The sequence below is a fragment of the Erysipelatoclostridium sp. MSK.7.34 genome (assembly GCF_019041935.1).
GTDB lineage: Bacteria > Bacillota_I > Bacilli_A > Erysipelotrichales > Coprobacillaceae > Thomasclavelia > Thomasclavelia ramosa.
Window position 1 is genome coordinate 1 of record NZ_JAHPYJ010000020.1, and the last position, 24,238, is coordinate 24,238.

25 protein-coding genes and 1 pseudogene are annotated in these 24,238 nt (G+C 30.5%); 22 read left to right on the top strand and 4 right to left on the bottom strand.

Annotated elements, in window-relative coordinates; genetic code table 11:
* Window positions 1-83: 83 nt before the first annotated feature.
* Complete coding sequence (locus KTF99_RS12440; RefSeq protein ID WP_008792650.1) at window positions 84-2,000, bottom strand: BglG family transcription antiterminator; 1,917 nt, start codon at window positions 1,998-2,000, stop codon at window positions 84-86.
* 194 nt (window positions 2,001-2,194) lie between these two features.
* On the opposite strand from KTF99_RS12440, the gene KTF99_RS12445 reads away from it, so the two are divergent.
* The 6 genes from KTF99_RS12445 (at window position 2,195) to KTF99_RS12465 (ending at window position 6,993) form a co-directional block, all read left to right on the top strand.
* Entirely contained in the window at window positions 2,195-2,518 is a 324-nt protein-coding gene (locus tag KTF99_RS12445; protein WP_008792651.1) for a PTS lactose transporter subunit IIB, read from the top strand.
* Window positions 2,519-2,541: 23 nt separating this feature from the next.
* Window positions 2,542-3,828, top strand: a complete 1,287-nt coding sequence (locus KTF99_RS12450; RefSeq protein ID WP_003539405.1) for a PTS sugar transporter subunit IIC — start codon at window positions 2,542-2,544, stop codon at window positions 3,826-3,828.
* 41 nt (window positions 3,829-3,869) lie between these two features.
* On the top strand, window positions 3,870-4,211 hold the full coding sequence (locus KTF99_RS12455) for a PTS lactose/cellobiose transporter subunit IIA (RefSeq protein WP_003539406.1): 342 nt from the start codon (window positions 3,870-3,872) through the stop codon (window positions 4,209-4,211).
* Window positions 4,212-4,213: 2 nt separating this feature from the next.
* Entirely contained in the window at window positions 4,214-5,665 is a 1,452-nt protein-coding gene (locus KTF99_RS12460) for a glycoside hydrolase family 1 protein (RefSeq protein ID WP_217215597.1), read from the top strand.
* A 255-nt stretch (window positions 5,666-5,920) separates the two neighbouring features.
* On the top strand, window positions 5,921-6,052 hold the full coding sequence (locus KTF99_RS17435; RefSeq protein WP_256443941.1) for a hypothetical protein: 132 nt from the start codon (window positions 5,921-5,923) through the stop codon (window positions 6,050-6,052).
* A gap of 665 nt (window positions 6,053-6,717) precedes the next feature.
* Window positions 6,718-6,993, top strand: a complete 276-nt coding sequence (locus KTF99_RS12465) for a PTS glucose transporter subunit IIA (protein WP_009008885.1) — start codon at window positions 6,718-6,720, stop codon at window positions 6,991-6,993.
* Window positions 6,994-7,026: 33 nt separating this feature from the next.
* Here the strand turns inward: KTF99_RS12465 and KTF99_RS12470 are convergent, their stop codons facing one another.
* Window positions 7,027-7,764 (bottom strand): NifB/NifX family molybdenum-iron cluster-binding protein, encoded by a 738-nt coding sequence (locus KTF99_RS12470; protein WP_008792656.1) that lies wholly within the window; start codon window positions 7,762-7,764, stop codon window positions 7,027-7,029.
* Between the two features lie 145 nt (window positions 7,765-7,909).
* Between KTF99_RS12470 and KTF99_RS12475 the strand changes: the two genes are divergently transcribed.
* The 3 genes from KTF99_RS12475 to KTF99_RS12485 are packed head-to-tail and all read left to right on the top strand — an operon-like array spanning window position 7,910 to window position 10,625.
* On the top strand, window positions 7,910-8,401 hold the full coding sequence (locus KTF99_RS12475; protein WP_003539418.1) for a GNAT family N-acetyltransferase: 492 nt from the start codon (window positions 7,910-7,912) through the stop codon (window positions 8,399-8,401).
* Entirely contained in the window at window positions 8,394-8,939 is a 546-nt protein-coding gene (locus KTF99_RS12480; RefSeq protein WP_003539419.1) for an RNA 2'-phosphotransferase, read from the top strand. Before KTF99_RS12475 ends, KTF99_RS12480 begins: the two co-directional genes overlap by 8 nt.
* Window positions 8,940-8,999: 60 nt before the next feature.
* Complete coding sequence (locus KTF99_RS12485) at window positions 9,000-10,625, top strand: family 1 glycosylhydrolase (protein WP_029482279.1); 1,626 nt, start codon at window positions 9,000-9,002, stop codon at window positions 10,623-10,625.
* A 36-nt stretch (window positions 10,626-10,661) separates the two neighbouring features.
* Here the strand turns inward: KTF99_RS12485 and KTF99_RS12490 are convergent.
* Window positions 10,662-11,039: pseudogene (locus KTF99_RS12490) on the bottom strand (flavin reductase); the annotation flags it as partial.
* Window positions 11,040-11,060: 21 nt separating this feature from the next.
* The gene (locus KTF99_RS12495; protein ID WP_009300363.1) at window positions 11,061-11,198 is read right to left on the bottom strand and encodes a hypothetical protein; all 138 of its coding nucleotides are present in this window, start codon (window positions 11,196-11,198) and stop codon (window positions 11,061-11,063) included.
* Window positions 11,199-11,302: 104 nt separating this feature from the next.
* Here KTF99_RS12495 and KTF99_RS12500 point away from each other — a divergent pair, with 104 nt between their 5' ends.
* From KTF99_RS12500 to KTF99_RS12555, 13 genes are all read left to right on the top strand, one after another.
* Complete coding sequence (locus KTF99_RS12500; RefSeq protein ID WP_009300361.1) at window positions 11,303-11,635, top strand: winged helix-turn-helix transcriptional regulator; 333 nt, start codon at window positions 11,303-11,305, stop codon at window positions 11,633-11,635.
* Window positions 11,601-12,446, top strand: coding sequence for a MerR family transcriptional regulator (locus tag KTF99_RS12505; protein ID WP_233523249.1), 846 nt, complete (start codon window positions 11,601-11,603; stop codon window positions 12,444-12,446). Before KTF99_RS12500 ends, KTF99_RS12505 begins: the two co-directional genes overlap by 35 nt.
* Before the next feature lie 44 nt (window positions 12,447-12,490).
* Window positions 12,491-12,946, top strand: a complete 456-nt coding sequence (locus KTF99_RS12510) for a hypothetical protein (protein WP_003539427.1) — start codon at window positions 12,491-12,493, stop codon at window positions 12,944-12,946.
* 99 nt (window positions 12,947-13,045) lie between these two features.
* Window positions 13,046-15,160 carry a glycerophosphodiester phosphodiesterase family protein gene (locus tag KTF99_RS12515; RefSeq protein ID WP_029482281.1) on the top strand — a complete coding sequence of 705 codons (2,115 nt, stop codon included), beginning with the start codon at window positions 13,046-13,048 and terminating at the stop codon, window positions 15,158-15,160.
* Between the two features lie 106 nt (window positions 15,161-15,266).
* Window positions 15,267-15,938, top strand: a complete 672-nt coding sequence (locus KTF99_RS12520) for a response regulator transcription factor (protein WP_003539430.1) — start codon at window positions 15,267-15,269, stop codon at window positions 15,936-15,938.
* Window positions 15,931-16,929 (top strand): sensor histidine kinase, encoded by a 999-nt coding sequence (locus KTF99_RS12525; RefSeq protein WP_009008889.1) that lies wholly within the window; start codon window positions 15,931-15,933, stop codon window positions 16,927-16,929. The genes KTF99_RS12520 and KTF99_RS12525 overlap by 8 nt, the downstream gene beginning before the upstream one ends.
* A gap of 94 nt (window positions 16,930-17,023) precedes the next feature.
* Window positions 17,024-17,779, top strand: a complete 756-nt coding sequence (locus KTF99_RS12530; protein ID WP_003539432.1) for an ABC transporter ATP-binding protein — start codon at window positions 17,024-17,026, stop codon at window positions 17,777-17,779.
* Window positions 17,776-18,921 carry an FtsX-like permease family protein gene (locus tag KTF99_RS17255; protein WP_254210163.1) on the top strand — a complete coding sequence of 382 codons (1,146 nt, stop codon included), beginning with the start codon at window positions 17,776-17,778 and terminating at the stop codon, window positions 18,919-18,921. Before KTF99_RS12530 ends, KTF99_RS17255 begins: the two co-directional genes overlap by 4 nt.
* A gap of 116 nt (window positions 18,922-19,037) precedes the next feature.
* Complete coding sequence (locus KTF99_RS17260) at window positions 19,038-19,688, top strand: hypothetical protein (RefSeq protein ID WP_254210165.1); 651 nt, start codon at window positions 19,038-19,040, stop codon at window positions 19,686-19,688.
* Between the two features lie 244 nt (window positions 19,689-19,932).
* On the top strand, window positions 19,933-20,385 hold the full coding sequence (gene mscL / locus KTF99_RS12540; RefSeq protein ID WP_008792661.1) for a large conductance mechanosensitive channel protein MscL: 453 nt from the start codon (window positions 19,933-19,935) through the stop codon (window positions 20,383-20,385).
* A gap of 12 nt (window positions 20,386-20,397) precedes the next feature.
* Window positions 20,398-22,794 carry an ATP-binding cassette domain-containing protein gene (locus KTF99_RS12545; RefSeq protein WP_009008891.1) on the top strand — a complete coding sequence of 799 codons (2,397 nt, stop codon included), beginning with the start codon at window positions 20,398-20,400 and terminating at the stop codon, window positions 22,792-22,794.
* A gap of 104 nt (window positions 22,795-22,898) precedes the next feature.
* Entirely contained in the window at window positions 22,899-23,411 is a 513-nt protein-coding gene (locus tag KTF99_RS12550) for a TetR/AcrR family transcriptional regulator (RefSeq protein ID WP_003539436.1), read from the top strand.
* A gap of 1 nt (window position 23,412) precedes the next feature.
* Entirely contained in the window at window positions 23,413-24,186 is a 774-nt protein-coding gene (locus tag KTF99_RS12555; protein ID WP_003539437.1) for a ZIP family metal transporter, read from the top strand.
* Window positions 24,187-24,238 lie beyond the last annotated feature (52 nt).

Sequence of the window (24,238 nt, forward strand, 5' to 3'; positions counted from 1 at the left end):
CGAATAAAGATTTCTGGCCTGAATTGAAATAAGATGTTAAAACTATTTAAAAAGATACTAGTGTGTTGATACTGGTATCTTTTTTATCGTTCATTGAATTTTAAATAGTTTTTTATAACGATATCTTTAAAATCATTAAAGTTCTTACATTTTTTTATTTCTGATATTACAATTGGTTCATTAAATAATAATACTAGAGATTCATACAATGCATGAAAATGTTTGTTATCTATTTTATTAAAAGCAATCATAAAAACTACATTGACAAAATGCTGGTTTCCCCAGTCAATTCCTTTATGACTAATTACCACTCCTATACTAGTTTTATAAGCGCTCATTTTCATAGGATGTGGAATGGCAATATTCATAAAAGCTGTAGAACTTGCTGTTTCTCTTTTCCATATCTCTTCTTTAAAGTTTTCTTCTACATAGCCTAGATTAATCATTCGTTCTGCTAGTTCGTTAATAACAGCGGATTTACTAATATCTTCATTCATTGAATAAAAAAGTTTTTCATTAAAATAAAAATTAAGATTATTAGTAAGAATTTGACTTTTTTTAGTGTTCTCTATTCTAATGATTGCATCTAAAATCTTATTTTTCTCATAGCTCATTGGGAATGGTGGTAATAATACGGTAAAGTAGTTTGTAGATTCTAAAACAGGAACAGTAGTGATAAGAAGATCAAAATTATTCCCTAGGATCTCATTTTCAAATGAAATTGATTTTTGAATAGTTAATTGATCTCCAAAATCCATCATAATTTTTTTGTGTAAAGTACTAGTGATATTTAAATATTCAGGACATAATAGGAGACAGGATACTTTTGTTTCTTCTTTTTTTTGTCTTTCTATCTCTGTTCCTACATGTAAAGCAATGAAGGCTATTTCATCCTCATTGACGTTTTCATGAAATGATAATGTCAGCTGATAAGCAATAAACGTTGAGATATCATATATAGTTGGGCATGATATTTTAATAGAATCAAGCATTGGATTTTTAAGAAGATTGTTTTTTATTAATCTATTTTTAAGGTTTTTTAGATGTAGCATAAAAGGAGTTATAAAATTATCGGAGTCAAGATTAATAAAGAAATGTTCATCAACATTTTTTATGATATTTTTGGTAATTTGAATAATTTCATCTGATACTAATAAAGAAACATTTTCGTTTTCATTATTTATATAATTTGCATTATTTTTAAAGAGAATATAGATTTCAAGTATTTCTGATGAATTAAAAGAGACATTAAAGACTTGTTCTAAGGCTAGGCATAGTTCTTTAGCTATTTTTTCATCATTTTTATTAGTAACTTGAATTAATTCATTATTGTTAATAATGTGATTACCATGGTTGATTCGACTAACCATAATAGTTACATGCAAAATAAAATTAACACAAGAAAAATCGTTAAGATAGTAGTGATGCTGTTTGCAAATATCTTTGATTAGGGTGCAGGCATCATCAAGATCATAATCTGGGAAACTTTCTTGTAGCAAAGTTAAGTTAAGAAAATTTCCGCTTACTTCTTCTGACATCACATGGCTAATTAGTTTACGTTTATTTTGTTCAGAACCTCCAACATGAAGTTTATTATTTTCACTAGAAAAAGTAATTTTAAAATTTGCAAATGAAGTATTCATTTTATAAATATCTTTTTTTAAAGTACTATAGCTAATGAATAATTCCTCACATAAATCAAAAATATCAATATAGTCCTGCTTTTCTAAAAGCGTCTTTTTTATGATATAAATACATCTGCTTTCATAGTCCTGAGGAATATCGTCTTTATATTGAAGTAGTGAGTTAGCTTTTACTTTATCGATGACATAACCACGATTGCTAGAAGAAATCAAGCTAGGATAATTCATGTTTAATTCGGCAATATATGATTTAATTGTTCGAATAGAGAGATTTAATGCTTTTGAAAGAATATTTGCTGTAACTTTTTCATTATGAGTATATAAATAATTGATCAATTCTTCTTGCTTCCTTCTCATGCTCTCATCCTTCCCTAGTTGTTGTTTTCTATATTATAATAGTTTTAATTTTTATTTAAAACTAGAATTTTGCACAGTGCAAAATACTTATTTGCACTGTGCAGAATGTTAGTTGAGTAGATATGAACAAAATGATTAAATATAAGCGTAAAGTTCAAGAACTTGCAGACAAATAAGAAATGGAGGAAATAAAAATGGCACAAGCACATATTTATCTTTGTTGTGGAGGAGGGCTCTCTTCAGGATTTTTAGCTCAAAAAGCTCGAGCAGCTGCAAAAAAAGGTAAAATAGATGCAACTATTGAAGCAAAGAGTGAAAGCGAAGTCACACAATATTTGCCAAAAATGGATATTCTTTGCATTGGACCGCATTATGAATTTAGGCTGAATGCTTTTAAAGATATGGCAGCCCCATATAATATTCCTGTAATTGTTATTCCTGAAGAAATTTATTCAATGTTAGATGGAAAAGCATTACTTGAATTAGCATTATTAGAAATAGAAGAGTTTTATAAATAAAATATATAACAGGAGAGAGAAAAATGAAAGGAATTATGAATTGGTTTACTAATAAATTAGCACCAGGGATGCAAAAAGTTTTCAGTAATCCTTGGATTGCAGCAGTGGCGAGCGCAATGCAGAAAATCTTGCCGTTTATTTTGGTAGGATCAGTTATTTCAATTTACAATGTATTTGTACGTTACATTCCATCACTACCGGACTTGAGTTTTGTTAATACATTTAGCTTTGGAATGATGTCATTGATAGTAGCTTTTATGGTTACTTATTTTGGGATGGTGGAACTGGATCATCCTAAATATACAATAACTGCAGGGTTAACTTCAGTGACTGTATTTTTAATGGCCTTATGTCCAACCATGGCAACCTTATTAAAAAATGCAACAACTGGGAAAACTGAACTTACTTTTACAGATATTAATTTTTTAGGTGGATCAGGTTTATTTATTGCGATTATTGTAGGATTAGTTGTAATGTTGATTTTCCATTTATATGCAAAGTTACATATTTTGGAAGATAGTGCTACAATGCCGGATTTTGTTTGTGAATGGATAAATAATATTGTTCCAATGACAATTATCTATTTAATATTTGGAGTAACTGTATTTACAATAGGTTTTGATTTAGTAGAATTTATTAATTTAATATTCCAGCCGATTGTTAATTTAGGACAATCTTTACTGGGATTTGTTGTTATTTGTTTTTTATACGTATTGTTATATTCAGTAGGTATTTCAGCTTGGTCGTTAAATGCTATTGTTAAACCAATTTTAATGGCGGGAATTGCAGCCAATGCTGAGATGGCATTGGCTGGAGGAAGTCCAATTTATATTGTGACAACAGAAACGATTTTTACAACGGCCTTAATCGCAATGGGGGGCTTAGGTGGAACATTACCATTAAATTTTCTAATGTTATTTAAATGTAAATCTAAAAAATTAAAAACAATGGGGAAAATCTGTATTGGACCGTCAATATTTAATATTAATGAGCCACTTGTTTATGGGGCGCCAATTGTCTTTAATCCGTTACTAATGATTCCAATGTGGATAAATTCAATTATTGGTCCATTAATTATCTGGTTTGTAATGAAAGCTGGTATGCTAAATATTCCAGCCGGAGTTAATAATATTTCTCGTATTCCTGCGCCGATTTGCACCTGGTTAACTACTGATGATTTCCGAGCGTTTATATGGTTTCTTGTACTATTTATTATTTATGGATTGATCTGGTATCCATTTTTAATGAGATATGATAATCAGCTTGTTAAAGAAGAACATGAAAAAGAATTATTAAAGAAAGAATTTTGATTAACGTAACCAATTAGTCATATAGTGTGGAGGAATAATAAATGGATGAAAATAGTCTTTTAATACCAGTTGCGATGAAAATCATTATGAATTCAGGCAATGCAAGAACAAAAGCAAATGAAGCATTGGAGGCACTCAGTATCTTTGATTTTTCAAATGCACATAAGAAAATTGTGGAGGCAAGGGAGGATATAAAAAAAGCACATCAAGAACAAACAGAAATAATTCAAAAAGAGGCTGCAGGTGAACATTATAAAACATGTTTATTATTTACCCATGCTCAAGATACTCTTATGACAATCATGAGTGAGGTTAATTTGACAGAAAAAATGATAATATTATTTGAATCTTTTTACCAAATACAGGGTCATAAGGAGAATTAAATATGCTACTAACAGAAAAATACAAAAAACAAATATATTATCAATTTCCTAAAGATTTTTTATGGGGCGTGGCAATGAGCGCAAAACAGGCTGAGGGGGCTGATGATAGAGCATTGACAGTTGCTGATTTGCAAAATTATGATCCAAATGATAAAGCAAAGGTGAAAGGAGATTTATCTAAAGCGGAGATTTTAGACCGTCTCAATTATCCAGAAAGATATAATTTTCCTAAAAAAATAGGAATTGAATTTTATTATCGTTATAAAGAGGATTTGATATTGCTTAAGGAAATGGGGATTACTTGTTTTCGGTTTTCAATAAGTTGGGCAAGAGTATTTCCAAATGGAATAGATGGTGAACCTAGTGAGCAAGGATTAAAATATTATGATAAAATATTTAATTTGTTAAAAGAAATGGGGATAGTGCCTATTGTTACATTATATCATGATGATATGCCAATTGATTTAGCTTTAAAATATAATGGTTTTTTAAATGAAAAAGTTGTGACAGCATTCATAAAATATGCAACTTTGATTATGCAAAGATATAAGGATAAAGTAACATATTGGATACCTGTTAATCAGATTAATTTAACACGGGTAGGTCTCAGTTCGTTAGGAATTGTAAAAGATACAGTGACACAATTGGAACAAAAGAAATATCAAGCTATTCATAATAAATTTGTTGTCTGTGCAAAAATAAAAGAGATTGGAAGTAAAATAAATAATAACTTTAAATTTGGGTGTATGCTAGCTGATTTTTTAGTAACACCAATGACTTGTAAGCCTAAGGATGTTGTTTTTTCAACTGAAAAAAATCAAATGACAATGTATTTTTATGCAGATGTACAATTAAGGGGAGAATATCCTGGATATGCAATAAGTTATTTTAGTCATAATCATATCGCCGTAGAGATAAAAGAAACCGATCTAGTATTAATAAAAGAAAATACTTTAGATTTTTTAGCGATTAGTTATTATAATTCTAACGTTGTCAGTCATGAAAAGAATACTTTAGCTATTGGCGATTCCCAATTAAATCCTTATCTGGAGACTAATCCATGGGGATGGACAATTAATCCTCTTGGTCTATATGATTGTTTTCTTAAATATTGGGATCGTTATCAAAAACCATTAATGATTGCTGAAAATGGAATTGGTCAAATTGAAAGGTTAGATAATGATACAATACACGACGATTATCGAATTGATTATATTAGAGAACATATTATTGCTTTGAATAAAGCAATCACACGAGGTGTCAAGGTTTTTGCTTATTGTGCCTGGTCGCCAATTGATATGGTTTCTTCAGGAACAAGTGAAATGAAAAAAAGATATGGATTTATTTATAATGATCAAGATGATTATGGAGTAGGCAGTCATAAAAGATATAAAAAAGATTCATATATATGGTATCAAAATGTTATTAAAAGTAATGGTTTAAAATTAGAATAGTTTATATAAAACTATGGTTTTTTAAAGAAACTATAGTTTTATTTTGATAATTAATTTGAAAAAGATTCCATTGTAAGATGCAATTACTAAAGAGACAGGAGGCGATGATCAATGGATTTTATTTTTAATATCAATCAAAAAAAGAATTTATTAACAAAAATGAATTAAAACCGTGTGAATTGATTTGTAAAGGTTTAACAAAGATTTAAAGATTATCGCTAACAGAAATATTAACTGAAGAAAGTTACTAAAACAATGATTTTGTTAAAAGTAGGATATTCAGGTTATACAGAATTTAAATATGATTGCGTTAAATATGTAAATAGCTTAAATAATGCTAAAGATACCGTTAATAAAGAGAATAATAAGATTGAAAAAATATATTGATACAATCGAATTGATGCATTATACCTTAATGATAAAATGATGAGAAAGTTAGCCGTTTTAGTAAAATAAACAAGAAGAGTTCGCTGTGTTGGAGAGGTTAATAGCCCGATAACCTGTTTGCAATTGATTTAATTGCTAATAAAGAAGATCTATTTTTAATGATTTCAGTTACTGGTAAAAGCGATACAATAAGGTCTTTAAAAGGCTATCACAGTCTGCACAATATAATAAACCATGAAATATATTTTTATAAATCTTTCGTTTTCGTTTTGAACGTACTTCCTTGCTTTCTAATTTTGCTTGATAAATACAGAATATCTTTTCGTCTATAATTATTTCATGATGATGTTTAAAGATTTTTCATTTCTCTTTTGGAAGTTTTTGATACTCACCTCTAGTTTTGAAATATTCCCTTTTATGAAGAATTAAATTTCTAAGATAAGTTGCATTCATTAAAATTCTACACATATAGGGATTATTCCATACATCAGTATACTTACTTTTATTATCTATTTCATTCTTTAAACTAAATTCATGTAAAGAAAGAGATGGTGTTGGAATGTTTCTCTTGTTAAAGTGTGAGCAATTTGTAAGGTACCATAGCCATCTCCATCAATTTGAAAGGTATGTTTTACAACATTAGCATTAACTGGATTAGTCACTAATTGAGCGCTTTTTTCACTTTACGGTACCCCAAAGGTGGTGTTGAATTATTAATTTACGTGGGAATTAATGCAGTTCAATTAAATGGCGAGGGCTTTATTGCACGTATTGGTCAAGGACAATTACTATTGGAATTTGACATGGATAAGATCAAGGCTGCGGGATATTCATTAGAAACACCTGTCTTAATAACAAATCATACTGATTTAAAAGAGATAAAAAATACTAATGAAGCGGTGGTTTCTAATGATGTAGAATTAATTAAAGTTGAATTTTAAAAAGGTGAGACTATAGTTTTTAGTCTCATCTTTTTAATGACAACATTTATTATCGTGTTCATGACAAGCGTGATGACCATCATCATGGTGATTACAGGCTGTGTTAGGATCGTAATGCAACTCACCCTTTAGATAGTCGATTACTGCTTCATCACTACTGCCAATGACCCCAGGAATGATTTCGATTCCTAATGATGTGAGGATATTTCGTGCACCTCCGCCAATTCCACCACAAATCAATACATCAATGTTAAGATTTTTTAGAATTTCTGCTAAGGCTGAATGACCCTGACCGTTAGTACTTTCTATTTGACTAGAGATAATTTCTTGATTCTCAATGTCGTATACTTTAAACTCTTTACTCTTTCCAAAATGTTGAAAAATATTACCATCTTCATAAGTTACTGCTATTTTCATTCTGTTATCCTCCATTTTTCTTTTATTTTTAATTGTACAAGATGAAGTGCAATTGACTAAGTGAGCTTTGTCACAAAGAGAGTAGTTACCACCTTCAATTTTTAAAGAATAGCCCCGGACAATGCTTTGAGCAAGCTTATAACGTGCTTGTTCATAAATACTCTGAACGGTTGTTCGGGCAACATCCATTTGTTTAGCACATTCTTGTTGTGTGAGTCCTTCAAGATCCATTAATCTAATTGTTTCATATTCGTCGATTGATAGGACTACTGTTTTTGTAGCTGACGGGTTTGGACCAAAATATGCATATCTAGGTAATCTGCATACTTTTCTTTTTCGACATGGTCTTGGCATAGCTTCACCACCTTTGTTATTGACATATGTCAATAACATTATAAGCTAATATTATAAAAATAGCAATAATTAACCACTATCCAATGATTCTTTATTAATTTTATAATAAGTGATATACTCTAAACGAGTAAAGGAGGTTTTAACAATGATAATACGTAAAGCAACAATTAAAGATTTAAAAGCAATTACAGCTGTTGAAGCCACTTGTTTTCCACCTGCAGAAGCAGCTAGTCGGAGTAATTTTAAAAAACGTTTGAAAACTTATCCGAATCATTTTTGGCTATTGGAAGATGAAGGAAAATTGATTAGTTTTATTAACGGAATGGTAACAAATGAAACAACGATCAATGATATTATGTTTGAAGATGCTAGCTTACATGATGAAGCAGGAGAATGGCAGGCAATTTTTGGAGTAAATACAATTCCTGAATATCGTCAACAAGGGTTAGCTGCCAAAGTCATGCAGGTGGTAATTGATGATGCCCGTATGGCAGGACGAAAAGGATGTATTCTTACTTGCAAGGATAAATTATTGCATTATTATGAGAAGTTTGGATTTAAAAATTGTGGGATTTCTCAGTCAATGCATGGTGGTGCTATCTGGTATGATATGCGTTTAGAGTTTGAACATGAATGATTTAGTAAATCTTGGTAAGTTTATTAGTTTGATTTTACGACATAAACCGGAACTAATTGGATTAAAGCTAGATTATCATGGATGGGCAAAGGTTGATGAGTTGTTGTTAGGAATTAATAATAGTGGTCGTTTTATTAATCGAACATTATTAGATGAGATTGTCATGACAAATAATAAACAGCGATATCAATATAATGAAGATCATACAAAAATTCGAGCTAACCAAGGTCATTCAATCAAAGTAGATATTGAATTAATTGAAAAGATTCCACCAGAATATCTTTATCATGGAACGGCATTTAAATATTTGAACAAGATAGAGCAAGAAGGGATTAAAAAAATGAAACGTTTATATGTTCATTTATCGAAAGATATTGAAACAGCATTTAAAGTCGGAAGTAGACATGGTAAAGCAATTGTTTTAGTTATTGATACAAAGGCAATGTGTGAAGATGGCTGTAAATTTTATTATTCCCAAAATGGTGTGTGGTTAACTGAGGACATTGATTATAAATATGTAATGGAAGTAATTAAGTGATGGTTAATACCATTGCTTTTTATTTTCTATGTTATAATAATAAGTATGAGGTGGAAAACGATGAAAGAAAACTTTTTATGGGGTGGTGCTTTGGCTGCGAGTCAGTGCGAAGGTGCGTATAATCTCGATGGTAAGGGATTAAGTGTTAGTGATGTAATGCTTGCAGGAAGTAAGACTAAAAAACGAAAACGGACTGATGGGATTGTTGCTGGAGAATATTATCCAAGTCATGAAGCAATTAATTTTTATCATTACTATAAAGATGATTTACAATATTTTAAAGAAATGGGCTTTAATTGTTTGCGAGTGTCAATTGCTTGGTCACGCATCTATCCTAATGGTGATGAGCTAGAGCCGAATGAAAAAGGGTTGCAGTTTTATGATCAATTATTTGATGAGATGTTGAAACTAGATATTGAACCAGTGGTCACATTATCGCATTATGAAATGCCTTATTATTTAAGCAGGCAGTACAATGGCTTTTTTGATCGGCGGTGTGTTGATTATTTTGAACGTTTTGCTATTACATGTTTCAAAAGATATTCTGCTAAAGTCAAATATTGGCTAACTTTTAACGAGATTAATGGAATGATCACCAATCCTTATACTGGAGGTGGTGCGATTGCAAAAATTGATAATAATTATTTACAAACCGTTTTGACTGCATGTCATCATATGTTCTTAGCAGGAGCAAAAGCGGTTAAAGCTTGTCATGAGATTATTCCTTCTGCTCAAATTGGCTGTATGATTGCCTTCTTATGTGGTTATAGCGCTACATGTAAACCCGATGATGTAATGTTTAATCATAATTTTATGGATGTAAATATTTTTTTTACCGATGTTCAGGTACGAGGGAGATATTCAAATAAAGCATTGACATGGATGTCACGTTATGGAATTGAATTACCAGTCATAGATGGTGATGAAAAAATCTTAGAACAAGGAAAAGTTGATTATATTGGTTTTAGTTATTACCAGAGTATTACGATGTCAAGTGATATTTTAGATAATCTTGGAAGTGGCGGAAATCTTTTTAGTGGAGCTAAAAACCCATATATTAAAGTAAGCGAATGGGGCTGGCCGATTGATCCTAAGGGACTTAGAGTTTCTTTGAATTACTTATATGATCGTTATCAAATTCCGTTATTTATCGTAGAAAATGGACTAGGAGCAGTCGATGAAATTAGTGACGATCATCAAATTCATGATAATTACCGAATTGATTATTTGACGCAACATGTTCGAGAAATGAAAAAAGCAGTAGACTTAGATGGAGTTGAGTTGCTTGGGTACACTTGGTGGAGTCCGATTGATATTGTAAGCTATTCAACTGGCGAAATGAAAAAACGTTATGGATTTATTTACGTAGATAAAGATAATGATGGAAATGGTACTTTAAAACGTTATATTAAAGATTCATTTTATGTATATCAGGAAATTATAAGAACAAATGGTGAGTGTGTTGATGAAAAAAAACGTTATACTTTAAATAGTCAATTAAAGGATGTTTTGGAAATAAAAGGGCTTAGAGAAATTATTAAATTAGTTAGTGAAGGAAAAGTTACTGACCTTCAATTAAAACTAGGGGGACGCTTAAAAATAAATCAATTACTTGATAAATTTGATGTTAATGATAATAATCAAAGATTGATTATAGATTTACTGAATCGTTTAGAGGCTAAATAATGAAAATGTCCGGAATAATTAACCGGACTTTTCTATTTATTCAATAATATAAGCATTAATGATTTGGCCATAATAAGCCGTGTGTAAATCTTTATTTGCTCCATAGAATGAACTATCAACATCTTGAGGATAAAAACGTTCTAAATTGTTTGGAGTAATTGCATTTTTATCTTGTACTTGTTGATAGACAATTTTACATTCAAGTGTCAAAGGAAGCTCTTTAATACCTGGAACTGATATTTTATCAGGATCTTCTAAAGTAGGCCCAAGTTCTTTAACTTTATCAATATCTCTTCCTGATTTCGTACCGCAAACCCCTAAGATTTTCTTATCAAAAGCACCTAAAGGAATATTGATTGTAAATTCAGGATTTTTTTCTATCTGTTCTTTAGTGAAACGATGTTCTCTTACAAAAACAGTAAATAATTCTGTTGCTCATTCAATTCCTAAGGTTCCCCAGGAAATTGTCATACTATTGACTTTATCATCAACTTTAGCTGTTAAAAGAACGCCAGTTTGAACAGCTTCCATAATTTCTTTAGCATAATCAAATACATTTATTTGTTTTTTCATCTAATTAGCCTCCTTGTTATTTTAATAACTATATGATAAATTAGAACTAAATTAATAACAAGTATACACTTATAAGTAAAATACTATCTAAAAGGAGAGTAAAAATGAACGATGAAGTAAATGTAAGACCATTTGCATATGCAATGTCTTTGATCGATGGCAAATGGAAAATGCACATATTATTTTGGTTATGGAAAAAACAAGTACTACGATATAGTGAGTTAAAACGTGCATTAGGAACAATTACACATAAAATGCTAAGCACTCAGTTAAAAGAATTGGAAAAGGACAACTTGATCATTCGCAATGAGTATCCGCAAGTCCCGCCTAAAGTTGAATATTCATTGTCTCCACGTGGTTTAACATTGATGCCGGTGTTAGAATGTTTATGCAAGTGGGGACATGAACACATTAATGATGGAGATAATCATGGATAAAGAATATTATTCGATAGGTGAGATTGCAGAAATTTGTAATATTCCGATAAGGACCTTACGTTACTATGATGAAATCGGGCTATTAGTCCCTGAAAAAAGGGATATTGAATCAAGCTATCGTTATTACGCTAGACATCAGATATTACAAGCTAATATTATTAATCAATTTAAGATTCAGGGGTATTCAATTAAAGAGATTAAACATCAGCTTGCAAATAATTCCGTTTCTTTGAGTGAAGAAACCTTGAATCAAAAACATGCTGAATTAAAAAAAACAATAGCTGAATTAAATAAATTAGAGAAACGTTTAGGATTCTTTTTGGAGTGTCTAAAGTATCAAGATCATCAGTTGCATTTACAATTAAAGGAAATACCGGAAATTTATATTGCTTATGTTCGTCAACAAGGTTTAGCAGACCAAGCAGCCTTTATGCGTCGATTTAGTGAATTAAATACTTTATGTCGTAAGAATAATTTAGAGCCGATAGGAAATATAATGGCGCGTTATTATGATGATTATCAGCAATATGATCCCGATTGTGCTGATGTTGAAGTTTCTATTCAAATTGATTTAAATCATGAAATTGGTGGAGTAGTTAGAAAAGAACCTGGTTATTTATGTGTTTCTGCTCTTCATTATGGGCCTTATCGAGATGAATATAAGACTTATACTCTTATGATGGAATGGATGAAAAAAAATAATTTAGTAATGTGTGGACCAGCATTAGAATATTATTTAATAGATCCTATCTTTACTAATGATGAAAATGAATTTGTGACTGAACTAAGAATTCCTGTAAAAAGCATTTGACTCTCTAGTTACTAGAGGCTTTATAATAAATTTGAGGTGATTAGATGATACATTTAGTATATTTAGACAATAAAGAAAAAGTCTTAGAAAAGATTATGAGTGGCAAAAAAACAATGATAATTCGAGGAGCAGCAGGACGCAAGATTCCTCATAGTAGAGTATTCAATGACGAAGTATTATATTTCATGGAAAAAGGAACTAAAAAAATAACAGCAAAAGCAAGAGTAGTTAACGTTTTAAATTTTATTAAATTAAGTGAAGATGAAATAAATGAAATATTATTAAAGTATCAAGATAAATTAGATTTAACGCCAAAACAACAAGTTCGCTGGCATAAAAAATGTTTGTGTTTAGTTGAATTTACAGATGTAGAAGCAATTAAACCACTAGATTTTGATCATCAGGGGAATATGGATGATTGGTTGATTCTTGATAGAATTGAAGATGTTGTAGTAGGAACGAGTATCCCCTACAACTATAATAATGCTAGATTTAAGTAAACTGCCGGAAGGGTAGTTTTTTTTAAGAAAATTTTTAAGGATTATTAATAACAATAAATTGGTAATAATGATAGAATAAGTCATATTGGGGGTGTAAAAATGAAAGATAAATTAAAAAACTTTAAACATCTCTTTTTTAAAATCCTAAAATTTGAGATTTTCTATAAATTTGCAATATTCCTAATTATCAGTCCATTGATTAATAAAATTCTTCAAATATATTTAAATAATAATTCCAGCGGAGCTGCATTTAACCAATACATATTATTTAATTTCTTAAATCTTGAAGGGATTACAGTTGTTTTAATTATTATGATGATGGCAGTAATTGCAATTGGATATGAATTTAGTGTACTGATCAATATGATTACTTTAAATAAGCAAAATAAAGATTTTCGAATTTATGAGGTAATGAAAACCTCGTTATTAAATTTGAGTTGTTTAAAGCATCCTAGTAGTATTTTAACAGGAATATTCTTTTTATTTATTTTACCATTAGTGCATCTTGGTTATATAAACTCATTGATACCAAGTTTAAAAATTCCTAATTTTATTTTTGGAGAATTGAGCTTAACTTTTCAAGGGAATATTTTAATATGTTTAATCTATGGATTGTATTTTGGAATTTATGGATTAATGTTTTTTGTACCGGTTTTAATGATTTTAAAAAAAGAAAATATTATTAAAGCCTTTAAAGAAAATATAAAGTTCCATAAATTATTGACATTAAAAGAACGTATTTCATTAATTGGAATAATGGGTATTTGGATCGTTCTTGAGAATGGATTAATTCAAATATTACCAGATGCTTTAATAAAAAATGCGGATTTTAATCGTTATTTTTTAAAGAATTTAATTATTTCTTCGAGATTTAGAATTTATTTATTGGAATACATCATATATACATTAATAATCATGGTTTTGATGATTGTTTTCTATCAATATTTAATAGGTGTTATGGGTAAGCACGAGCCTGAACTATTGAAAGTAAAGGTGGATTTAGAATTTAATCGCTTATTTGACCGAACTTTATTAAAAGCACAAATTCATGGTAATCGTTTTTTTCAAAGCTTGGATAAATATTTTTTTGAAACACATTTTTATCAAAAGTATCGTGGGATGATCAACCTTGTTTTTTGGCCCTGTATGTTCATCTTGATTACTTATCTTTTTCCTAATTCAATATATATTTTATCAGCTATCTTAATTGTTGTTTTGTTGATGTATTTTGCTGCTAGTATTATTATTCGTTATGAAAAAAGAAAAAATGGTCAGGAATTTGAAGATGATAGTGCTTTGCTGTTTTTGCCTTATCGCTTAATTAAACGAACTTTAAATAATTCTCGCTTATATAATCATCATCCTAGAATGGTTACAGCACTCTTAGCTTTTATTTCTGTTTGTCTAGTAGGTATGTATTTAGAACAACCGTTGATGCTCCATCATCCATGGGTAATCGGTCATCGTGGTTCAATTTACGGGGTTGAAAATACAGATGGAGCTATCATGACAGCAGCTGATAAAGGAGCGGATTATGCAGAAATTGATGTGCAATTATCTAAAGACGGGGTTCCTGTTGTGATTCATGATGCAGATTTGTCGCGATTGGCACATAAAGATGAAAAAGTAAAAAATATGACTGCTAAACAATTAAGTGAAACCTTGGTTTATCATAACGAATACACTGATAAAATTCCGACGCTAGATCATTTGATTAAAAAGTTAAAAAAGAATAGCACTAAAATGGGACTTTTGATTGAGTTAAAAGTTGAGGGCGGTAATGGAGAAAAACTAGCTAAAAAAATTATTGATGTTATAGAGAAAAATGATTATCAAAAGCAGGCTATCTACATGTCGCTTGATTTAGATACTGTTCAATATCTTCAAAGTCAGCGTCCTGAATGGTGGATTGGATATTGTATTTATGGTAGTGCTGGAGATATTGAAGGATCATTATGGAACCAAGGTATCGACTTTTTGGCGATAGAAGAAAATCGAGCTACAGTGAGTTTTGTAGAAAAGGCTAATCGTAATTGGGTTCCTGTTTATGTATGGACAGTAGATGATGAAAGTAGGATGATACAGTATCTTGAACTTGGGGTTAGTGGAATCATTACTAATTATCCTAATCGGGGGAGAAAAGCAGTCGATAAATTCAAAGAGAATAATTATCAGTATTATTATCATCATGGGTCAGGATATCCTGATAGTTAAAACTAGATTGCGATCTAGTTTTTTTTCTAACAGTTTTGTAAGGTTGGTTAAATTACTAGGCTATCTTAAGAGGCGATAGTATAATGAATAAAAGGAGTTGAAGAGAATGAAAATCATGATAGTTGAAGATGATTTGATCTTGGCGCGTGAATTGCAATTATTATGTGTTAAGTGGAATTTTCAGGCAAAGTATCTTGAGGATTTTAAGCATGTAGATCAAGTATATTGTACATATCAGCCGGATTTGATTTTATTAGATATTAATTTGCCTTTTTATGATGGTTTTTACTGGTGTCAAAAGATAAGGGAAAATTCCACAGTACCAATATTATTTATTTCTAGTCGAGAGCAAAATGCTGATAAAATTCTGGCACTGTCAGCTGGAGGCGATGATTATATTGAAAAACCATTTGATTTAGAATTGCTGTTGGTGAAAATAAAAGCAATATTGAGAAGAACTTATGAATATAAACATTTGGAAAAAGAATATCTTGATGAGGATACCTCTTATGATATTGTGAGGGGGCGATTTGTATATCAAAATAAAGTTTTAGAATTGACTAAATCAGAAGGTAAGATAATGTCGACACTATTAGGGCAACGAGGCAACTGGGTAACCAGGGAACAGTTGATGATGACATTGTGGAATACTGATGAATTTGTTACTGATGCGACTTTATCGGTTCATATTTCACGTCTACGAAATAAATTAAAGGAATTAACGAATGGAAAAGATATTATTAAGACGAAAAAGGGAGTAGGTTATTATATTGATTAATTATTTAAAAGAGAAATTACGGCCTATTGTAGGTGGAATGTTAGTTTTAGTATTTATTAATATTTATTTTTTATATTTGTGTGGTAGTCGCTTATATTTAAGTGATCTGGTTTATTTGGATGTTATTTTAATTTTTATTGGGATTACGATCTTTATTTATGGAAATGTGAAATACCGAGCAGTTGAAAAAATAATGAAAACTAATAATTTTTTGACCACAAAGGAATTAAAAAGCTATTTATCGTTGCAAGCACTTAGTGTTATTGAGCAAAACGATTTATATTATCATGAAGAAATTAATCACTTAAGTACTCAAATACAAGAATTATCGGATTATATTTCTAGATGGTCACATGAAGCTAAGTTGCCGATTGCTTCAATGCGCTTAATGAATGAACGTAATCAAGATCTAGTTTTAAAAAAACAAATGCGTTTAACTATTGAACAAATTCAATTATTATTAAATACAATGTTAATGTCTAGTAAGCTTAGAAATCCTGTGAATGATATTAAAATAGAGAAAGTTTTTTTATCTCAAGTTATTAAGGAAGCGATAAAACATCAATCTTATTTCTTAATTAATGATCATTTTAAAATTAATTTAAAGGTAGAGAATGAGTATGTTTATAGTGATCGGCGCTGGTTAACATATATGCTGGACCAGTTCATTACCAACTCGATTAAATATAAACAAACAGAACCAAATTTGACTTTTTATATTAGAGAAGATCATGATGGATTAGAACTTATTGTTGAAGATAATGGAATCGGAATTGCACCGGAAGATGCTCCATATATATTTGACCGTGGCTTTATCGGTCATAATCTTCGTGATGGAGACTATCGCTCAACGGGAATGGGTTTATATTTTGTTAAAGAGATAGCAGAGAAGTTAGGCATTAAAGTTATCTATGATAATACTTTTTGCTCAGGAAGCCGCTTTAAATTACAATTTGAAGATAATGCAGAATATTTCATGCTAGATTACTAAAATGTAAGATTATAGAGCTAACTGTTAGATAAGCGTTAGGATTTTTTCTTGATTAGTTGGTAAACTTTAGTTGTAATCTAAGGAGGAATTAAAAATGAGAAAGATTGTGGAAATAAAAAATCTCGTTAAAAGTTATGGTGGTAAAGATTATCAGACTAAAGTATTAAAAAATATTAATTTAGACATTTATGAAAATGATTTTATTGCAATTATGGGACCTTCTGGAGCAGGTAAATCGACTTTATTAAATATGTTATCAACTTTAGATAAACCAACTCGTGGTGAAATCATTATTGATGGTGAGGATATTACAAAGGTTAATAATAAGCGGTTGTCGAAAATTAGACAGGAGAAAATTGGTTTTATTTTTCAAGATTATAATTTATTAGATAATATGACTTTACAGGATAATATTGCTTTACCGTTGAGTTTAAATGGAAAGAGAAGCCGTGAAATTATTGAAAAGACTAAACAGATGGCCTCTTTATTTGGATTAAGTGAACATTTAAATAAATATCCTTATCAATTATCAGGGGGACAAAAGCAGCGTGGTGCCAGTGCACGAGCATTGATTACTAATCCACGGATTATTTTTGCTGATGAACCGACAGGAGCATTAGATTCTAAGTCAAGTAAAGATTTATTAATTTCTTTGAAAAAAGCGAATGAGTCAGGCAATGCAACGATTTTAATGGTAACTCATGATGCTTATAGTGCCAGCTATGCTAAACAGGTTTATATGCTTAGTGATGGAGCAATTAAATGTCGCTTAAATCATAGTGGTGAGCGACAAAAGTTTTATGATGAAATTTTAAGCTTACTAGCTTCGATGGGAAGTGAACAAGAATGAGTTTATTTAAATTAGCTTATTCAAATTTTAAACGCAGTGTCAAAAATTATGTTGCTTTGATTATTTCTTTATCGTTTTCAATTTTTACGTTTTTTAATTTTCAAAATATTGTTTTTTCTAATGCGATGGATGTTTTAAAAGAAAAAAACAGTGATTATATTGCAATTATTATTCAAGTTATTTCTATTGTTTTAATAATTTTTGTCTTCTTTTTTATCTGGTATGCGACAAATGTTTTTTTATCACAGCGTAAAAAAGAAATTGGAATTTTTACTTTTATGGGACTGGATAATGTAAAAATTGGTAAGATGTATGTAATTGAAGTTGCGATGATTGGACTTTTATCATTAATTATTGGCCTAGGGAGTGGAGCGCTTTTTTCTAAACTTTTTACAATGTTGTTATTACGCTTATCAGATATAAGCGTGGATGTTTCATTTAGTTTTAGTATTATTCCTGTATTACTGACAACCGCTTTATTTGTCACGATTTTTGCTATTATGATTATTAAAGGCTATATTAACATTTTAAGAAGCAGTGTTTTAGATATGTTATCAGCATCAAAACAAAATGAATTACGTGAAGAAAAAATAATTATTACTTTATTAAAAGTGGTAATTGGGGTAGTTTTGATTTGTGGTGGCTATTATGCTGCGATGATGGTTGGTGATATGTCTTCGTTTATCTATATATTTTATGCAGTAGTTTTGGTTGTTGCTGGAATCTATTTTCTATATAATGGGGTAATTCCGTTTGTAATTAAAAAGTTAGCTCAAAACAAAAGTTATCTATATCAAAAAGAACGCTCATTGTGGGTCAATAATTTAGCATTTCGTTTAAAAAAGAATTATCGTGCTTATGCAATGGTAACGATTTTAATGATTTGTTCGGTTACCGTTTTAGCAACCTCATTTGCAATGAAACAACGCTACGATAATATCAGTCATTTTAGAGGTACTTATACTTATACTGTGATGGCAAATAAAGCTCTTGATGGCAACCAAATTGCTCAAAAAATCAGTAGTAATAATGAGCTCAACTATCATAATAGTCTAAACTATATTGCCTTAAATGCAGATATGGTTAAAAGTAAATATCTATATAATCAGTATGGTGTAGTTTCATATAGCCTAGCCAGTTAAAAAAAGCCGCAAAAGAGGCTAAAATTAAATTTGATATACCAAAATTAGATGATCAGCAAGTAGTTAATTTGACGAGATTATATTTACTTGATATCTCAGATCCTGAAATTAATCCGGTGATAGAAATTGCAGGTGAAAAATATCAAATTGTTGATGAAACTGCAACATCATATTTAGGATTATTGCAAGAAAATATTAGTACCTATATTGTTAGTGATAACACATATGAAAAGTTAAGAAATTTTGGACAAGAGTTTTATATGTATAACTATCAAATAAAAGATCCTAATAATTATCAAGCATCGATTGATTATTTAAATAGTTTGGTAAAAGATGGACCTGTAGATTATGTGAGTTATTTAGCCAATGATCCTAATGGTGGGGATATTGCTTGGGTTCGAGTAATGTACTCTATTTGTATTTTCTTGTTTTTAGTATTCATTTTAGCTAGTGGAAGTATCATTTTTATGAAATTGAGTAATGAGGCTTTTGAGGATCGAGAGAGATATAATGTTCTAAAAAAACTAGGAATCAGTAAACGAACATTGAGTAGGTCAATTAGAAATGAGATACGTTTTGCTTATTATTGTCCTTTTGTTTTGATGGTACTGTCCTCATATTTTTCTGTTCATGCGCTAGCTAATGTTATGAAGACAGAACTATACACTGTAAATATTGTTAGTGCTATCGTTATTTTAGTAATCTTTTATATAATCTATACTATTTCAGTATTAATGTTTAAAAAGAAAGTATTGAGTGATCATTAAATAAAAGCAGGATGAAGTTTAATTTGTCCTGTTATTTTTTACTAATAAAGCACTTGCAGCAAGCAAGCAAGAAAAGAAGATACAAGTAAATTATATTTGGCTATTGAATTGTAGAAATAAAACTAGGGGTTTAATTACATAATTATTATATTTAATAATTATGTTGATAAGCTATTAAGAAAAAACGTTGAAATAATAGAAATATGGTATAATTAAACATATTAACTTGTTAGGAGGTTAAATGATGAAAAAAAAATCAGGTATTATTGAGGAATTTAAGAAGTTTATAACTCGAGGAAATGTTATGGACATGGCTGTAGGGGTCATTGTTGGTGGTGCTTTTACAACAATCGTAACTTCACTTAATAATGATATTATTTCACCGATTTTAGGGATTTTTGGCGGAGTTGATTTTTCTGATTTAAAACTTGTCATGGGGAGTGGTGAAAATGCTCCAGTTTTAAAGTATGGAAGTTTTTTAACGGCGGTGATTAATTTCTTAATTATAGCAATGATTATTTTCTTAATTGTTCGTGCAATGAATAAAATTAATGAAAGTATCAAAGCTAAATTGACTGACAAGGAAGAAGTGCTGGTTGAAACAACAAAAGTATGCCCTTATTGTAGAGAAAAAGTTGCGAAAGAGGCAACCCGCTGTCCTCATTGTACTTCTATTCTAGAAGAAAAAGTTGATTAAGCAGGAGTTGACATGAAAGATATTATAATTAAAAATGCGTATCATGGTAATTTAAAGAATCTTGATTTGACGATTCCTCGGAATAAATTAGTCGTAATCACTGGTTTATCCGGGTCAGGTAAATCAACTTTAGCAATTGATGTTCTTTATCAAGAATGTCAGCGACAGTATTTAGAAGCAATTTCTTTTCAAGGAATTAATAAACCAGGAGTCGAAGTAATAAGAAATGTTTCACCAGCAGTTGTAATTACACAGGATGAAAAAAATAATAATCCTCGTTCTTCACTGGGAACAGTAACAGATATTTACACTGATATTCGAATGATTTATGAAAAGCTAGGAGTTCGTAAATGTCCCCACTGTGGTAAAATGATTGATGCATCATACTGTCATGAAGAATTAGTTCGAGCTGATAATGATTTTACTGTTTATATGTACTGTAATTATTGTCATTATAAGATGGAAAAATTAACAAGATCACATTTTTCTTTTAATAGTGAAAAAGGTGCCTGTCCAACTTGCTTTGGATTAGGTAAAACATTAATACTTAATTTAGATAAAGTACTTGAGCCAAACTTATCTCTTCGCGAGGGTGCAGTTGCATTTTGGCATCATCGTTATAAAGAATATCAAATCGAACAATTAGAAAAAGTATATCGAGAACTGGGGCTTTCAGTGACTCCGGAAACAAAAGTGATTGATTTTAATCAGCAGCAAAGAGTGATCTTATTATATGGAACTGAATCAAAACAGTTTAAGGAACTTTTTGGTAAAATAAAAATAAGTAAGTTTGAAGGAATTATAACTAATTTATGGCGTCGGGTTGAAGAAAAGAAAAATCAAAGTAAAGAAATAAGCAGTTATTTCGATGAACAGGTATGTCCTGATTGTCATGGTGAAAAGCTTAATTCATTAAGTCGTCAAATTACAGTGAATAAAACAGTTATTACAGCAACAACAAAAATGCCTTTGACGGAATTACTACATTGGCTTGAGCAGCTGGAAGCTACTGTTTCAGGACCACAAAAAGAAGCTGTCCAACAATATATAATTGATTTAAAAACAAAAATTCAAAGAATCATTAATGTTGGTTTAGGATATTTGCATTTAGATCGTCAAACAATGACTTTATCTGGCGGTGAGAAACAAAGAATTAAATTGGCAGCGGCTTTACAAAGTCAGTTAACGGGGATAATTTATATTTTTGATGAGCCAACAATGGGATTACATCCTAAAGATACAGCAGGAATTATTAATGTTTTAAAGGAATTGCGAGATCAAGAGAATACGGTGATTGTAATTGAACATGATTTAGATGTAATTAAAGCAGCAGATTATTTAATTGACCTTGGACCTGGTGCAGGAAAGCATGGTGGTCAAATTCTTGCATTAGGAACTTATCACGAGTTGCAAAATAATCCTAGTTCAATAACTGGACAATATTTTGTTAATAAAAAGAAATGTAAAAGAGTATATCGAACAAGTAATCGATATTTTGAGGTGAAAAATGCTCATGTTCATAATTTGAAAAATATTGATGTAACTTTTTTAGTTGATTGTTTAAATGTTGTTACCGGTGTATCAGGGTCTGGTAAAAGTACTTTGGTGTTTGCTGTATTAGCTAAACAGCATTATCGATATTTTGATGATATTATTGCTGTCAGACAAGAAAGTATTACGACGACAAGGCGCTCTAATATTGCTACATATACAGGAATTTATGATGAAATTAGAAAGCTTTTTGGAAGTTTAGAAGCAACTAAAGAAATGGGTTTTACGGCTAAACATTTTTCTTTTAACAGCCAAGGAGGACGTTGTGAAAATTGTGAAGGATTAGGAACTGTTACTAGCAACATGTTATTTTTTAAAGATGTTGAGGTTGTCTGTCCAGTTTGTCAAGGAAAACGTTTCATTCCTGAAATCCTTGCATTAAAATATCATGAACATTCAATTGATGATGTGCTTCATTTATCAGTTGATGAAGGGGTAGGTTTTTTTAGTGATTGTCCCAAAATAATTAAAACTTTAAAAATGCTGCAAGATGTTGGTTTAGGGTATTTAGAATTAGGACAAGTTTTAACAACGCTGTCGGGTGGTGAAAAACAGCGTTTAAAATTGGCAACGACATTACTAACAAACATAAATAAACATAATCTTTATTTAATTGATGAACCAACAATTGGCTTACATCCTCTGGATATTGAGCATTTACTACTTTTGCTTGATCGTATTGTTGATAGTGGTAATACAGTAGTAATCGTTGAACATAATCAGCAGATTATCAATGCTGCTGACTGGATCGTTGATCTGGGGCCAGCGGGAGGAAATGATGGTGGTTATGTAATTGCTGCTGGGACACCAAATGATATAAAGGGTAATGAGAATTCAATAATTGGTGAATTTTTGTAAGAACTTCTACGAAGTTCTTATTTTTATGCATATTATTTGCTTATGCAATAGCTCTGAGGTAGAATAATGTCGAAATATAACAGTGTTATATTTTGGAGGTGACTATGACTACACAAGAAAAAATTATAAATGTTGCGACTCAGGAGTTTTTAAATAGTGGGTATCTTGGTGCATCGCTAAGAAAAATTGCCAAAGCAGCTCATGTAACAACTGGAGCAATGTATGGATATTATAAAAATAAAGAGGCACTTTTTAATGATATTGTTGAAGAAGTGTCTGAGGAATTTAAAAATGATTATTTGGTTGAGGGAATTAATCTTGAGACGATTGATTACATTTATCAAAATTTTGAAGTTTTTAAATTAATCATTTGCTGTAGTAAAGGAACTCGTTATGAAGAATATTTAGATTGTTTAGTAAATGAAAAAACGAAGCAATTTAATGAACATGGTTTTGATGATAAATTATCACATATTATTAATCATTCATATTTATTTGGTGTTTTTGAAATTGTCCGTCATCAAATGACTGAGAAACAAGCTGAGGATTTTGTCAGTGATTTACAAGAATTTTATCAGGCGGGCTGGAATAAGTTATTAGAAAGAAAGGAAATATAATATGGAAACATTAATTGGAATATTGATTCCGTTTATTGGAACGACGGCAGGGGCAGCGTGTGTCTATTTTATGAAAAATAAAATGAACGATTTAGTTCAGAAAGTATTATTAGGATTTGCTTCGGGAGTAATGATTGCAGCTTCTGTTTGGTCACTATTGATTCCGGCGATGGATATGTCAAGTGATTTGGGAAAAATGGCGTTTGTTCCTGCAGCAGTAGGTTTTCTATTAGGAATAGCTTTTTTGCTTTTACTTGATCGTAATGTACCTCATATGCATTTGGATAATGAAGAAGAGGGTCCTAAAAGTCAATTGAAAAAATCAACAATGTTAGTCTTAGCAGTAACTTTGCATAACATCCCAGAAGGAATGGCAGTTGGAGTTATTTTTGCGGGATTGGCATCTGGAAGTCAGGGAGTAACTTATGCGGGAGCTTTAGCTTTATCGCTGGGAATTGCAATTCAAAACTTTCCTGAAGGAGCAATTATTTCAATGCCGTTAAAAAGTTCTGGGTTATCAAAGAACAAATCATTTATATATGGGATGCTATCAGGTATTGTTGAACCGATTGGTGCAGGATTAACTATTTTGATGGCTTCATTAGTAGTACCGATTTTACCATATCTATTAGCATTTGCGGCAGGAGCCATGGTTTATGTAGTTGTTGAGGAACTTATTCCGGAGGCTTCACAAGGGCATCATAGTAATATTGCAACTATTGGTTTTGCTATTGGGTTTGTCGTGATGATGATGTTAGATGTCGCCTTAGGTTAATCTTTACATAATCTTAAGCACAGTTGTATAGTTTCGTTTCTGTAATTAAGTA